Source organism: Lactobacillus kimbladii (assembly GCF_000970755.1).
Lineage (GTDB): Bacteria > Bacillota > Bacilli > Lactobacillales > Lactobacillaceae > Lactobacillus > Lactobacillus kimbladii.
The window spans coordinates 510,240-525,187 of sequence record NZ_KQ034007.1 but is presented as its reverse complement, the minus strand read 5'-3'; the positions used below and the strand labels follow the sequence as shown (position 1 = coordinate 525,187).

Genomic DNA, 14,948 nt, shown 5'->3' with positions numbered 1-14,948 from the left:
GTAGATTATACTAACTAAAAAACTCTAAAAATATTTTAAAGCCTGAAATATTGCTTTAGAGCATTAGCTATAAAAGTTTTTTATCAGAATTTTTTATAAATAAATTGTCAAACTTTTGATTTATTTAAATAAGTGGCTCATTAAAAACAAAAACCGCCAGCTTTTACGCTAACGGTTTTAATAAGCCATTATTTCAAGGATCTTTGATATTTTCGTAACTTCTTTAAAGCCCATTCATAATGACTGCAAGTATTTGCAATGAAATAAGTACCTAATGCATTATTACCAGTCCAAGGAAAAACATTCTTTTGAAATAGTTGCTCTTCCGTATAGGTATCAAGCAAAGCCATAGTTTGTTTATGACTATTCGCCAGCATTTTTTCTGCTTCTGCAAGTGGCGTAGATTGGTGCTTTTGCCAAAATTCTTGATTCATTTCACCATAATTACGCCAATTATACCCTTCAGGCAAAAATTCTTTGTTTTCACCGGATTGATTGCTTTTAACCCACTCTAGCAACAATTTTTGCCATTCATATAAATGGATCAAAACATCGCGTACATTATGATCTCTCTTCCAATGGGCTTCTTTTAGTTTACTCGTATCAAAATTGAAACTGCCAGTGCGAGCATCCTCTGGCAACTTAGCGATTAAATCAACTATCTTCTGGTATGACGAATTACTTGCATCAACTAATTCTTGCTTGGTTTTAGGACGTGGCATCTATTTTTCCTTTTCTTGATAATATTAAAAATTTATTTATCAATATTTTATCATAAGGAGTTTTACTTAGTCCACGACCCATCGTCTATTGCATAGTGACCATTGCCTAAATCTGCCATTTCTTTATTTTCATATTGTTGTCTAAATGCATGATAATTTGATAACTTTTTATTTTGTTCTGCTATTGGATTAGTAGTGGGGATAGCGGTTAACAAACTTTTTGTATAAGGATGCACAGGATCGTCAAAAATTGCTTCTGTTGGCCCAATCTCGACAATATGTCCCAAATGAATTACTCCTATATGACTTGAAATATGTTTGACCATTGCCAAGTCATGGGCAATAAAGAGCATGGCACTGCCACTTTCTCTTTGTATTCTTTGAAGAAGATTAACAACTTGAGCTTGTACTGAAACATCTAGAGCAGAAATAGCTTCATCTGCAATAATAAGTCTGGGATGCATGATAACTACTCTGGCAATACCAACTCTTTGTCTTTGTCCACCTGAAAGTTCTTGCGGGTAGCGGTTAACAAATGATGAGTCAAGACCAACTATTTTTAACATTTCAATAACTTTTTGCAGTTTTTCATCCTTAGTTAATTTAGGATAATGAATATCAAGACCGAGCTTGACTATGTCACCAACTTTTTTACGAGGATTTAGTGAAGACATAGGATCTTGAAAAATCATCTGCATGTCTTTACGCAACTTAGCAGTCTGCTTTTTACTTAACTGACCTGCTATTTGTTCACCTTCAAAAATCACCTCACCAGCAGTAGGCCAATAAAGACGAATAATAGAGCGGCCAATAGTGGTCTTTCCACTTCCTGACTCACCTACCAGACCAAAAGTTTCACCATTAGTAATGTTAAAGGAAACATCATCTACCGCTTTAACTATTTTTTTATTTGCAACTGGAAAATATTGCTTTAAATGATGAACTTCAAGGATATTTTTAGTCATTGCTTATGATGCCCCCTTCATTTTTAAAATTCTCTTTTGCAAAACTGCTGGAATTGGTACTTTGGGAGCTCTTTTATCTAAGAGCCAAGTTGCAGCATAATGGTGGTCATTAATTTTAAACATTGGCGGTTGTTTTTTAAAATCAATGTTTAAGGCATACTTATTTCTGGGAGCAAAAGCATCTCCAACAATCGGTTGTGTTAAGTCTGGAATCGTTCCGGCAATAGTCGGTAATTCGTCAACTTTCTCATTGATATCAGGTACTGATTCAAGCAGACCCCAAGTATATGGGTGACGAGGTTCAAAAAAGATATCTTGGCTCGTTCCAGTCTCAACTATTTTTCCAGCATACATGACGTTCACATATGTTGCAATATTGGCAACCACCCCTAAATTATGGGTGATAAAAATAACAGATAATTTCCTGCTCTTTTGTATATCTTTAATCAGGTTCAAAATTTTAGCCTGAATAGTAACATCCAAACCCGTAGTTGGTTCATCACAGATCAGTAAACTGGGATTCCCGGCCAACGCAATGGCGATAACAATTCTCTGTCTCATTCCCCCAGAAAGTTGATGTGGATATTGGTTCTGAACAACCTTCATGTTTTGAATGCCAACGGTTTCAATTAAATTAAGCACCCGTTCGTTGATTTGATCCTTGTTCATCTCAGGATGAGAAGCCTTTACTGCCTCAGCGATTTGCTTATTAATTTTCATGGTTGGATCGAGAGAAGTCATTGGGTCTTGAAAAACCATTGCTATTTCTTTGCCCTTAATACGATTTTGCATAATCTTAGGACTAATTTTTAATAAATTAACTGTTTGTGGACCATTTTCAGTCTGGTAAGTGAAATTGATCTCACCGGATTTAATTATTTGATTGGCTTCTTTTTCGCCCATGATTGGCTTTACACTAGCTGACTTGCCACAACCGGATTCACCAACTAAAGCAACTGTTTCACCCTTTTTTACCTGATAACTTATTCCTCTAACAGCTTGCACTTGTCCGTGATCGGTATGATAGGCTACTTGTAAATTTTTTATTTCTAAAACTGTTTCGGTCATAATCTTACCTAACTTCCTTCAATAGCATCCCGTAAGCCATCCGCAATAATATTAAAACTCAGCATAATTAGTGCTAAAAACAATACGGGGAAAATGACCATGTATGGGTAAACGATAGCCTGGGTATAACCATCATTAATCATTGTTCCTAATGAAGCTAATGGTGCCGGAACACCTAAACCGATAAAGGCTAAGAATGCTTCCAAAAAAATTGCGTTCGGAATAGATAACATAAATGTGGTAATTATTTGTCCTAATGTATTAGGCAAAATTTGAGAGAAAATAATTTTAATATCAGATTCTCCCATTGTCTTTGCTGATAAAACATACTCGCTGGTTTTTAGTTCCAACACCTGTGCGCGAACTATTCTACTCATATTAATCCAGCCGACAATCATCATCGCAGTAATTATGCTTACTAGACCTGGCTTCATGACCAGAACAAGCAAAGTAACAATAATGATCATAGGAATAGTACTAAGAATTTCTGTTATTCTTTGCATGAATAAATCAATTTTGCCACCAAAATATCCTGAAATCAGGCCATAACTAGTACCAATAACCAGATCAATTGCCATTGCCACCAGAGCAACCCTTAGTGAAACTGAAGTACCAGCAGCAACTCTTACAAAAATATCTCTGCCTAAGTTGTCTGTTCCAAACCAATGACCATTAACTCCAGGAGCTAAATTAGACTGGTTAGGATACGGTGTAGTGGGTGAGTATTGACTAAGGTAAGGCGCCAGAATGGCTATTAAAGCAATAATAATTAAAACAACTGCGCTAATCACCGCACCTTTATTTCTTAAAAAGCGATGCCAAACCAACTGCCCATATGAATAAGATTTACCAGAATAATGGTCAACTGTTTCAGATTTATGGGCAAATTCAAAATCATTATTTTCTATATTAGTCATAATTATTTGCCCTCATCTAATCTAATACGCGGATCTATTAACCCGTAAAGAATATCAACTATTAACATAATACCAATAAAAAGCACTGCATAAAAGAAAGTTATACCTAAGACTACATTGTAGTCATTAGCTTGTATAGCACTGATATACAATGTTCCCAAGCCTGGAATAGCAAAAGCTTTTTCAATTACCATACTCCCGGCAATTAGGTCAATCATCAGTGGTGCTAATACAGTAATAACTGAAATTAAAGTGTTTCTGATAACATGGTGTCCGATCAACTGGAACTTTTTAATTCCTTTTGAATCCGCTAAACGATAATAATCAGAATTCATAATATCAATCATGTCATTTCTAACATATCGTTCAATACTTGCCATAGTAAAAGTACTCAATGCTATTGTAGGCAGAATACTTGATACAAATGGTTGTGTTGGTTGGTATGTTCCTGGAAAGACCATTAGTTTATAAGAAAATATGATTGACACGATCAATGCTACTACAAAGTTAGGAAGACTTATTCCCAAAACAGAAATGCCAGTCATTAAGTTATCCCAAATTGTACCTTTTTTGATTGCTGCCAAAATTCCCATCAGAAAGCCTAAAACTGAACCTAGTACAGTAGCCTGTAAACCTATCTGAAGTGAAATGGTAAAATGCTGCAAAATCATTGTAGTAACCGGCGTATTAACTTGAACGGTATACGAAACACCGAAATCGCCAGATAACATATTTTTCAAGTAATTAAGAAACTGCAATGGCACTGGACCGTCTAAACCATATTTATGGTAAAGTGCCGCTATTTGAGCATGTGACATTTTTTCATCATTAAATGGCGAACCAGGCATTGCCTTTTCCATAATAAAAAGAATCAAAGTAATTAAAAATAATGTAATCACTGCGATTAATATTCTTTTTAAGACATACTTTTTCAAGTTTTTCCCTCCAATCTTCCTAAATAAGCAAACAGAGCTGAGATTGTATCCCAGCTCTATTAATACTTTTAACGAAATTATTTAATTGAAGCATATTTGAAGAAGAATGGTACACCTGCAATATGCATCGGTAAATCTTTAATATTAGATCTTTCCAAAACTGGTGCACCAATCTGATATAGCGGTGGGCAAGAAGCACTGTCAATTAGGATATTGTTTGCCTTAAGAAGCAATTTGTATCTCTTAGCTTGATCAGTTGTTTGATCAGATTGAGCCATTAACTTATCAAATTCTGAATTTGCCCAGCGACCGTAATTGCTGTCGTTCTTAGATTGATACATACTCAAGATCGCTGTTGGATCAGCATAGTCTGGTCCCCAACGAGTTAAAGTAGCATCATAAGTAGCTTTTGACATCTTATCAGTTCTAGTCTTCTTTGCTACTTGCTGCAGTGTCACTTTCATGCCAGGAAGGTGTTTTTCAACTTGAGCCTTGATATACGCAGCTACGTTAGCATATGAAGGATCACTGTCATCATAAAGCAAGGTAAATGAACGCAAGTTAGTTGCTTTTTTTGCCTTATTCCAATACTTTTTAGCTTGAGCTGGTGAATACTCGTAAAGATTAGTAGTTGATTCATCTGCAAAATCTTTGCCTGTTGTCGGATTCTTAACCAAATCTTTCATAACCATAGAATGAGAAGGAATTGAACCATCTTTTAGGATGTGAGTTGTTATTTCTTTACGGTTAATGCTGCAAGAAATTGCCTTACGCAGATCAGCATTATCTAATCCCGGTTTTTTCAGATTAAACATAATGTACTGTGTAAAATTACCAACATCATTGACAAAGTTCTTATCTTTTCGATATTTAGAAACAAGCTGACCACTTAAGTGAACATAGTCTGCACTGCCATTTTCGAATGCAATAGCTGCCTTTTCTGGGTCTGTAATAATATCAAGCTTAACATTCTTAATTTTGACATTTTTGGCATCCCAATATTTAGGATTTTTAACTAACTGGATAGTGTTATCGCCTAATTTCCAATCCTTGATTTGGTATGGACCAGAATAAATTAAATGACTGGAATCTTGTGCAAATTTCTTTCCTGCTTTTTCAAAATATTTTTGATTAACTGGGGCAAAATCACTGAATGCCAGCAATTTGTTCATGTAAGGTACAACATGATCCAATTGCACTACTAGAGTTTTAGGACCAGTGGCCTTAACGCCCAATGACTTAACTGGCTTCTTGCCAGCAACAATGTCATTAGCGTTTTTAATGCCGGCCGCACCAGGCTGGAAGTTAAAGGCTGAGGCAATCTTAGGATCAGACAACCGTCGCCAGGCAAAAACGAAATCATTGGCGGTTACTGGATCACCATTTGACCATTTAGCATTTTCACGAATAGTAAAAGTCTTGGTGAGTCCATGATTACTCGTTTCAACTTTAGAGGCTAATGCCAATTGGGGCTTATCGTGGGCATCAATAGTATACAAGCCTTCTGCGGTGTTAGCTACAACAGTTGAAGAAGTGTTTTGATATGCTAAAATCGGGTCAAGAGAGTCAACCGTTGCATTTTGAACAACAGTAATTTTATCTTGATTTTTTGTACCAGAACTAGAATTTTTCTGGCATCCTGTGATTAGCAAACCTACACATGCAATTGCAGTAGCAAACAATGCACTTTTTTTCATAAATATCACTCTTTTCTAAAAAGATTTCTGATGACCAAAGCCACCAGATAGTTGGCAAGTAACTGCAGCATTTTTACTAGCAGCTAAAGCAGCTTCTTGCAGATTATTTTGATTTAAATAGGAAACTAGAAAGCCGGCAATAAAGCTGTCACCTGCTCCCATCGTGTCGACAATCTTCACGGTTTGTGGTTCTTGATAAAAGGACTCTTGCGATGTCAACAAAAAAGCTGGCTTGGCACCGCGAGTTATAACAATGACTTTTGGTCCCAAAGTTAGATATTTTTTAGCAAAACCTTCTACTTGTTCATCCGACATTTCCGAACCAGAAAAGAAAGCATAATCTACAAAAGGCAAAACACGTTTAAAATAACTTTCATTACGAGAATCTGAAAAATCAAATGATACTTTGGTAATATGATGCAGTTCATCAAGATAGTTTTCAATTCCTGAGTCAATTCCAACGTGAACTACATCAAATTTTTTTATTTCCGCAAAATCCGTCGGCGTAAGCCTTAAGGATAACAAATGCATTACTGAATTTTTAGGGCCAGGGGCAAAAGTTCTATCACCATCATCTGTGAGGATAACTCGAGGCTGTGCCGTGGGAGCATAAACCTTACGACAATTAATGAGTTCCACATTTTCTTCTGTTAAAGATTGTTTAATATGCTGTGCCCGATCGTCATCTCCAAACATTCCCAGGTAAGCTGATACATCAGCTCCTGCCTTTTTGGCATCAACTGCTACATTGACACAATTTCCGCCTGGAAAAAATACCTTTTGCTTGATGTATGTGTCAGCCACATTGTCACCAACTGCAATTATTTTCATGATTTGCAGCCTTTTTAATAATCGAGATGTCCCATATAACGACGAACATCTAATGAGTGTCCTCTTTCATAAGCAAATCCTTCGGCTAATTGACGGAAAGCTACTCCTGAAAGAATCTGAGAATAGTATTCTTTAAAGTCGTCGTCTACTTCATGCATATCAAAGTCGGCGTCGTCAATTACATAAACTTTTTGACTATGCTTTTTAGCAAAATCGATTACACGTTGATCCATCTTTCTGGTAACGCCTAATCCTTTACAAATGATAAATGGCACATCAAAATCTGTTACTTCAAAAGGACCGTGGAAATACTCGGCAGAATTGATATATCCACTATGAATCCATTGCATTTCTTGAAGCCAGCATGCTGAAAATGAATATGTTTCTCCAGTATTAATACCTGATCCTACAGCATAAATTAATTTTTCACGTTTTAATTCACTGGTCCACTTCTTAGCAGTTTCGCCAAATTGCTTTCTTACCCTGTCAGCCATAGTTTCTAGACTATCCAAAGCTTCCAAGCCTTTTTCATATTTATTATCACCAGTTACAGACTTCAATAAGCTAAACAAGAAACCATATAAAACTCCATTATTTAAATCAGAAGCATCCGTTCCTTTGCCCCAGCTATAATGCAAAGTAAAATCTGAGTTCTTTTCTAAGTCAGAACCTACCGTGTAGGTAATGCCGACTGTGAGAGCCCCTTTACCTTTGGCGAAATTAACTGCCTCATTTGTTTCTGGTGTAGTACCTGAATGTGAACAAGAAACTACTAAACTATGCTTGCCTAAATCATGAGGATTGCGAGTTGTGAATTCTCGTGCAGGTAAAATTGTAGCTGGAATATCACATTCACGATTGAAAATATATTCAGCTGGCTGCATAAAAGCCATAGATCCTCCACAAGCTACAAAATAAACATGATTAATGCCATCAAGCTTCTCTGTAGCAGCAAGGGCGTTCTTAATTTCTTGTTGATATTCTTTTTTCATTTTTAACCTCTCAATCATTCTTGTTATATGATGTTATATTATAAGATAATCGCTAGTTTTTAATATGTCAAGAGTTTTCTTAAAAATATTTAATAAAAAGGGATCACTTAGTAAAAAAATAATAAAAAGTTTGTGAACTGGTATAAACCAATTACCTATATATCAAAGTATGCAAAAAAAGCACTTCACAAACTAGTGAAATGCTTTTTAATAATTGCTAATTAAATTCTTATTTAAGACAAATGCTTACCAATCACACTACCAACAATTGAAAGTGTGAAGCAAACTGCAAAGTACAATACAGCTAAGGCAGCAAACATAGGCAAAATATAATTTGCATTTTGACCATAAATAACTTGCGCGTGTTGCATCATTTCCGGCACTACGATGATTGTGGCCAAAGATGTGTCCTTAATCAGAGAAACAAACTGACTGATAATCGTTGGAATCATGTTCTTATAAGCCTGAGGCAGTACAACATGCCATAAAGCCTGAACAAAGGACATGCCAGTTGATCTTGCACCTTCCATCTGACCGATAGAAACGGATTGAATACCTGAACGCACAATTTCAGCAATCATGCAGGATTCAAATACTGTCATTGCAATAATCGCCGCCGGTATTGTTTCTGGCCTTAAACCAAAGTTGGGCAGTCCAAAATAAGTAAAAAAGATAATTAGCAGCAAAGGAATGTTACGAATAATATCAATAACGAAACCTACAATTGCTGAAACATATTTAATTTTAGAATATCTAATTATTCCTAAAATGGAACCAATAATAAAGCTTAGAATGACTGAAATTACGGAGATGTAAATAGTTACCCAGAGGCCCATCAACAAAAAGCGCACATTAAGCCACGAAAAGGCGTTAACCCAATTTTGCATTTTCTAGTACCTCCTTTTAACCTAATTTCTTTTCCAGATGCCGCATATAATAACTAATAGGCAGAGTAACAATCAGATATAAAACACCTACAACTAAATAACTGTTAATAGTGTCAAAAGTTGCTGATGCAATTGAATTTGCTTGGTACATTAAATCAAATCCTGCTACAAAGGCTAGAACTGAAGAATTTTTGACCAAATTAACAAACTGATTTCCTAAAGGTGGTATTACTATCTTGAATGCCTGAGGCAAAATTATATACCGCATTGCCTGCCAGTAGGTCATACCAGTTGATCTTGCACCTTCCATTTGACCGCCGGAAACAGACTGAATTCCTGAACGAATTGTCTCGGCAATAAAAGCAGAAGTATATAGAGTTAACCCAATTGTTCCAGCAGTAAAGCCGTTTATTTTAACGACATACATAGGAATTACTAAATAGAAAAACATAGTAATTACAAGCAAAGGAATGTTACGCATTATTTCCACATAAGCATGTCCAATTACACGCATTACTTTACTTGGAACGACTTCCATAATTGCAAATATTGTTCCTATTATTAAACTGAAAAATAAAGCAATTACACTAGATAGTATTGTCCAGCCTAAACCAACAAACAGCTGGCTGCTGAATTTTGAAAAAATATTAATCATCGGCGATACAGCTCCTTATATTTAAATCCTGGAACATCGCCAAACCACTTTTTAATTAAGCGATTATATTCACCATTATGCTGCATCTCAAGAACTGCCTTGTCTACAGCTTCAGTAAATGAGGTTTGTCCCTTGTTAACCGCAACACCGTATGGTTCAACAGTAAAAGTACCACCACGGACTTCGTAGCCCGGATTTTGCACTGCTAACCCAAATAAAATTCCGTTATCAGTAGTTAATGCATCCCCCTGATGTGATTTTAAGGCGTTCATTGCCTGAGCATAGTCTTGCAATTCAATCACTTTTGCTCTTGGAGCCACCTTTTTAATGTTGTCAACTGAGTTTGCGCCTACAACACCGATAACTGTCTTACCATTAAGGTCCTTTGTACTCTTGATTGAAGAATCTTTAGGAACTAAAAGTGACTGACCCGCGTCAAAATATGACTTTGAAAAAGAAATAATCTTTTTACGCTCGGGCGTGATTGACATCGTGGCTATAACTGCATCCACATTTCCGTTCTTTAAAAGTGGGATTCTGGATTGAGATGTTGTTGTAACAAACTCAGCTTTTCCTTGAGGTCCCAATATATGCTTTGTAATATGTTTTGCCATATCAACATCAAAACCTTTTTGCTGACCATCCTTAACATCAATTAAGCCAAAAAGTTTAACATCACCTTTAACACCCCAAACAATAGTATTTGCTTGTTTGGCATTATTTAAAACAGATTGATCACTAAGACTTTTACCACAACCGGTTAACATCAAAATACATGCTAATAAAGGAAACAGCCAAAATTTCTTTTTCATAATTGGCCTCCTTAGTGAGAAATAATTTTACTCAAAAATTGTTGTGCCCGCTCCGTCTTAGGCTGTTTAAAGAAGCTTTCGCTATCATCATCCTCAACAATTCGGCCTTGATCCATAAAGATAACTCTATTTGCTACCTCTTTAGCAAAACCCATTTCGTGAGTAACAATTAATGAAGTCATACCACTTTCTGTGGTAACTCTCTTCATAACTTGTAAAACATCATCAATCATTTCCGGATCAAGAGCAGAAGTTGGTTCATCATATAAAATAAGTTTTGGTCTCATTGCCAATGTTCTGGCAATAGCAACACGCTGCTTTTGACCACCAGAAATTTGTGAAGGCATATTATGTGCCCATTTGCGTAACCCCACCATGTCAAGTAGGTCTAAAGCCTGTTTTTTATTTTCTTCTTCAGGCATGTGGCTTACTATTCTGGGAGCTAACATAATATTTTCCAGTACATCTTTATTTTTGTATAAATTAAAGTGCTGGAAAACCATCCCAACATCACTCCGTAAGATGTTGAGGTTGGTCTTTGGATCTGAAAGATCGTGACCGTTAACTATTAACTTACCTTTCTGGATTGATTCAAGCCCGTTTACGGTCCGTACTAAAGTACTCTTACCTGAACCAGATGGTCCAATCAGAACCACCGTTTCACCTTCATCAATCTCTAAATTAATGTCGTGCAGTGCATGAAAATGGCCATAAAATTTTTGCACGTCATGGAACTCTATCATCGACATTGTCATCGCCCCTTTCATAATCAATGCATGAAATAATAAGTTGTAGAATCTATTTTACTATAACCGTTAAGAATTTTAAAAGTAATACAGTGTTTTTAATAAAAATTTATAGAAAGATCTGCTTAATTCACATTGACCTGAAAATCACTTAGTTAGCGTTGTGACGGGAAAGTATGGTAATAAAAAGCATTTTTGTATGTTCATTAATAATAATTCAATGTCAAAAAATACCAGTTATAATTAAAAATATCTGTGAAAAATATACTCTTATTTGCATTTTTTCTTTCCAAAATAGTTTGACTAGCATACACTCTAATTAAGGAGAAAACTTATGAATAAAGAAAAAAATTATAAATTACTTTTAAAACAGGCTGGCAGTCTTCTTCAAGGTGAACATGATTTAATTGCCAATATGAGTAACATTAGTGCACTACTATTTAATGGTTTACCCGAAGTAAGTTATGCCGGATTTTATCGCTTTCAAGAGCAAGAGCTCATTTTAGGACCTTTTCAAGGGCCAGTCGCCTGTATGCATATTCAATTAGGAAAGGGCGTCTGCGGAAAAGCTGCAGAAACAGGTCAAATTCAAATTGTTCCTAATGTTCACGAGTTTAGTGGTCATATTGCCTGCGATGCTAATACCAATTCAGAAATCGTTGTTCCTATTATTCACAATAAGAAACTTCTTGCTGTTCTTGACCTTGACAGCAATGATTTTGCCAGATTTGATCAAATTGATGCTGAATATTTACAAAAAATAGCTGATCTTGTTTCAAAATAAACTAAAAAAGTTCCGCAACCTAAATTAAGATTGTGGAGCTTTTTATTATGTATAGCTTTCTACTTTTTGCCTGCTAGACGTTGAAATGCTTTTACAATTTCAACTATCACGATCATACAGATTCCGGCACCTAAAACTATCAACCATTGTGTGGAATTCAATTCTGTGACATCAAAGAACTTAGTCATAAAAGGTAGTTCAACTGCCGCCATGACTACAGCAGAAATTAGTATCGCCCAATTAAACCATTTATTAGCAAATGTCCTTTTAGAAAAAACTGATTGATGAATATACTTAGAATTAAAAGCATGAAACAGTTGAATTAAGCCTAAAGTGAGGAAAGCCATAGTCAAAGCATCAGCATGTTGCAGGTTGGCATTACCCATATGAGGACCAAAATTTAAGCCTAGTTGATAAGTGGTTAAAACAATGACACCTTCTAGTATTCCTTGATAAACAATTGAGCTGGCAACGCCACCACTAAAGAAGTTTGATTTTTTACCCCGGGGTGTCCGTTTCATAATGCCTTTTTCAACTGGTTCAAGACCCAGAGCAATAGCAGGTAAAGTATCTGTTACCAAGTTAATCCACAGCAATTGCACTGGAGCCAAAATATCCCAGCCCAACATGGTCATCATAAATACTGTTAAAACTTCCCCAACGTTACAACTCATGAGGTAAAGAATAGCTTTTTGAATATTGCTAAAGACCTTGCGTCCTTGTTTTACTGCTTCAACAATAGTGGCAAAGTTATCGTCTGCTAAAACCATATCACTGGCACCTTTTGACACTTCTGTACCAGTGATGCCCATACCAATTCCAATATCAGCTTGCTTTAAACTAGGTGCGTCGTTAACTCCGTCCCCTGTCATAGCCACAATTTTGCCTTGGGCTTGCCAGGCCTTAACGATACGAACTTTGTGTTCTGGAGAAACCCTGGCATAAACATCAAAATCAGCTACATGCTTTTCCAGATATTCATCACTAAATTCATCCAGCTGTGCACCGGTAACTACCCGCTCATCTTGGCCAGGCTTCAAAATGCCCAGTCTTTCTGCAATTGCCTGAGCAGTGACTTGAAAGTCACCTGTAATCATAACTGTTCTAATACCGGCACTGTGAGCTTCTTTAATAGCCTCTTTTGCTTCAGGACGCTCTGGGTCTATCATCCCTACCAAGCCAGCAAAAATCAAGTCCTGCTCAACATTATCAGTTGCAGGATCATCATATAATTGCTCAACTGGTTTATAAGCTAGCCCCAAAACCCGCAAGGCGTTTTTAGCCATGTTCTGATTTGAAAGCATAATTTCATCTTTTTGCTTCTCAGTGATCTCACTGACTTTACCATCAAGTTCAATCCGCGTTACCCGTTTAAGCAGTTGATCTGGTGCCCCTTTAACCGCTACAAAATATTGACCGCTGTCTTCATTAATAGTACTCATTAATTTACGGCCGGAATCAAATGGCACTTCCTGGAGTCTCTTATGATTTGCAAGTAAATTATGCACATCAATTTTTTGGTCAAGCGCATACTGAATCAAAGCTGTTTCAGTTGGGTCGCCCAACAATTGATTGTTATCATCAAGTTTTGAATCATTAGCTAAAACCATTGCCATCAAAGCATGATTATCATGATTAATGCTATTTGAAGAATTATGAACCTGGTTATCATAATAAACTTGTTCAACTGTCATTTTATTTTGAGTTAAAGTACCAGTTTTATCAGAACAGATGATATCCGTTGCCCCTAAAGTTTCTACTGCTGGCAACTTACGCACAATTGAATTGTGCTTGGCCATTACCTGAGTACCTAGAGCCAAAATAATAGTTACGATTGCAGGTAAACCTTCCGGAATTGCTGCAACAGCAAGTGAGACAGCTACTAAGAACATATCGATTGCTAACTTATCTGTGGGTTCCGTACCCTTTTTGGTAAAAAAGCCTACAACAAAGACCACAGCACAGATTAGCAGGATCATGATAGTTAACGTTTTGCCTAACTGGTTGAGATTACGCTTTAATGGTGTATCCGTTTCATCAGTGTTGTTAAGCATTGTAGCTATTTTACCGACCTCAGTGGTCATACCTGTTGCGGTAACAATTCCTTCACCACGACCATATGTGACATTGGTATTAGCAAATGCCATATTATCCTGGTCGGCTAGTGCTAGCTTTTTTTCATTTACAGGTTCACTATCTTTATCAACCGGAACGGACTCACCAGTCAAAGCTGATTCTTCGATTTTGAGACTTTTAGTAAGAGTCAACCGCAAATCTGCCGGTACGACATCACCTGCTTCAAGCAAGACCACATCCCCAGGTACTAGTTCCGTACTTGGTATTTCTACAATTTGACCATCGCGCCGAACATGGGCGTTAGGAGTAGCCATTTTCTTTAACGCATTAATTGCTTCTTCAGAACGTGTTTCTTGAAAAACGCCTAAAACAGCGTTCAAGATGACCACAATCATAATAATTGCCGCATCTGTCCATTCTTGAGCCACAAAGCCGGAAAGCAATGCTGCAACTATCAAAACAATGATCATGAAATCCTTAAATTGTGCTAAAAAGCGTTGCCAAATGCTAACTTTCTTTTTGCTAGTCAAACTATTAGAACCATACTGTGCTCGTAATCCATCTATTTGACTCGCTTTTAAACCACTGGATACAGACGTTGCAAAGTCCTTTGCAACATCCTCAATTTTTTGATTGTAAAAATTCCGGGGCATCTTTACCTCCTATAACAAAAAAGAGACTTATATGTACAACACACACAAGTCTCACTATTTAAGATAAGTCCAGAAGTATTTCTTCGGGTGTTGGGCTTATCGCAAGTAATTGCTGTTACTCCCTTATGATGTTTCTTATTATAAATAAATTTATTACTTTTAACAAGAATAAGGCTATTAAATTAATTAAATAAAAAACATGACTTCT

General features: G+C 36.4%; 14 protein-coding genes. 1 reads left to right on the top strand and 13 read right to left on the bottom strand.

Annotated features, from left to right (window positions below):
- Window positions 1-188 precede the first annotated feature (188 nt).
- From JF75_RS03055 to JF75_RS03000, 12 genes are all read right to left on the bottom strand, one after another.
- Entirely contained in the window at window positions 189-722 is a 534-nt protein-coding gene (locus tag JF75_RS03055) for a ClbS/DfsB family four-helix bundle protein (RefSeq protein WP_045927709.1), read from the bottom strand.
- 62 nt (window positions 723-784) lie between these two features.
- On the bottom strand, window positions 785-1,687 hold the full coding sequence (locus JF75_RS03050; RefSeq protein ID WP_045927708.1) for an ATP-binding cassette domain-containing protein: 903 nt from the start codon (window positions 1,685-1,687) through the stop codon (window positions 785-787).
- A 3-nt stretch (window positions 1,688-1,690) separates the two neighbouring features.
- Complete coding sequence (locus tag JF75_RS03045; RefSeq protein ID WP_245190727.1) at window positions 1,691-2,758, bottom strand: ABC transporter ATP-binding protein; 1,068 nt, start codon at window positions 2,756-2,758, stop codon at window positions 1,691-1,693.
- A gap of 5 nt (window positions 2,759-2,763) precedes the next feature.
- Entirely contained in the window at window positions 2,764-3,672 is a 909-nt protein-coding gene (locus JF75_RS03040; protein ID WP_034977189.1) for an ABC transporter permease, read from the bottom strand.
- A gap of 2 nt (window positions 3,673-3,674) precedes the next feature.
- Complete coding sequence (locus JF75_RS03035) at window positions 3,675-4,607, bottom strand: ABC transporter permease (RefSeq protein ID WP_046331779.1); 933 nt, start codon at window positions 4,605-4,607, stop codon at window positions 3,675-3,677.
- Window positions 4,608-4,684: 77 nt separating this feature from the next.
- Window positions 4,685-6,304, bottom strand: a complete 1,620-nt coding sequence (locus JF75_RS03030) for a peptide ABC transporter substrate-binding protein (protein WP_046331778.1) — start codon at window positions 6,302-6,304, stop codon at window positions 4,685-4,687.
- 15 nt (window positions 6,305-6,319) lie between these two features.
- Window positions 6,320-7,135: a PfkB family carbohydrate kinase gene (locus tag JF75_RS03025; protein ID WP_046331777.1), complete on the bottom strand. Its 816-nt coding sequence runs from the start codon at window positions 7,133-7,135 to the stop codon at window positions 6,320-6,322.
- Window positions 7,136-7,149: 14 nt separating this feature from the next.
- Window positions 7,150-8,127: an SIS domain-containing protein gene (locus JF75_RS03020; RefSeq protein WP_046331776.1), complete on the bottom strand. Its 978-nt coding sequence runs from the start codon at window positions 8,125-8,127 to the stop codon at window positions 7,150-7,152.
- Window positions 8,128-8,360: 233 nt separating this feature from the next.
- Window positions 8,361-9,014 (bottom strand): amino acid ABC transporter permease, encoded by a 654-nt coding sequence (locus JF75_RS03015; RefSeq protein WP_046331775.1) that lies wholly within the window; start codon window positions 9,012-9,014, stop codon window positions 8,361-8,363.
- Window positions 9,015-9,030: 16 nt separating this feature from the next.
- Window positions 9,031-9,669 carry an amino acid ABC transporter permease gene (locus tag JF75_RS03010; RefSeq protein ID WP_046331774.1) on the bottom strand — a complete coding sequence of 213 codons (639 nt, stop codon included), beginning with the start codon at window positions 9,667-9,669 and terminating at the stop codon, window positions 9,031-9,033.
- Window positions 9,666-10,481, bottom strand: a complete 816-nt coding sequence (locus tag JF75_RS03005) for a glutamate ABC transporter substrate-binding protein (RefSeq protein WP_046331773.1) — start codon at window positions 10,479-10,481, stop codon at window positions 9,666-9,668. The genes JF75_RS03010 and JF75_RS03005 overlap by 4 nt, the downstream gene beginning before the upstream one ends.
- A gap of 11 nt (window positions 10,482-10,492) precedes the next feature.
- Window positions 10,493-11,230, bottom strand: a complete 738-nt coding sequence (locus tag JF75_RS03000; protein ID WP_046331772.1) for an amino acid ABC transporter ATP-binding protein — start codon at window positions 11,228-11,230, stop codon at window positions 10,493-10,495.
- Window positions 11,231-11,561: 331 nt separating this feature from the next.
- On the opposite strand from JF75_RS03000, the gene JF75_RS02995 reads away from it, so the two are divergent.
- Window positions 11,562-12,011, top strand: coding sequence for a GAF domain-containing protein (locus JF75_RS02995; RefSeq protein WP_046331771.1), 450 nt, complete (start codon window positions 11,562-11,564; stop codon window positions 12,009-12,011).
- Between the two features lie 59 nt (window positions 12,012-12,070).
- Here the strand turns inward: JF75_RS02995 and JF75_RS02990 are convergent, their stop codons facing one another.
- A complete protein-coding gene (locus JF75_RS02990) occupies window positions 12,071-14,740 on the bottom strand; it encodes a calcium-translocating P-type ATPase, PMCA-type (RefSeq protein ID WP_046331770.1) in 2,670 nt (889 codons plus the stop codon).
- Window positions 14,741-14,948 lie beyond the last annotated feature (208 nt).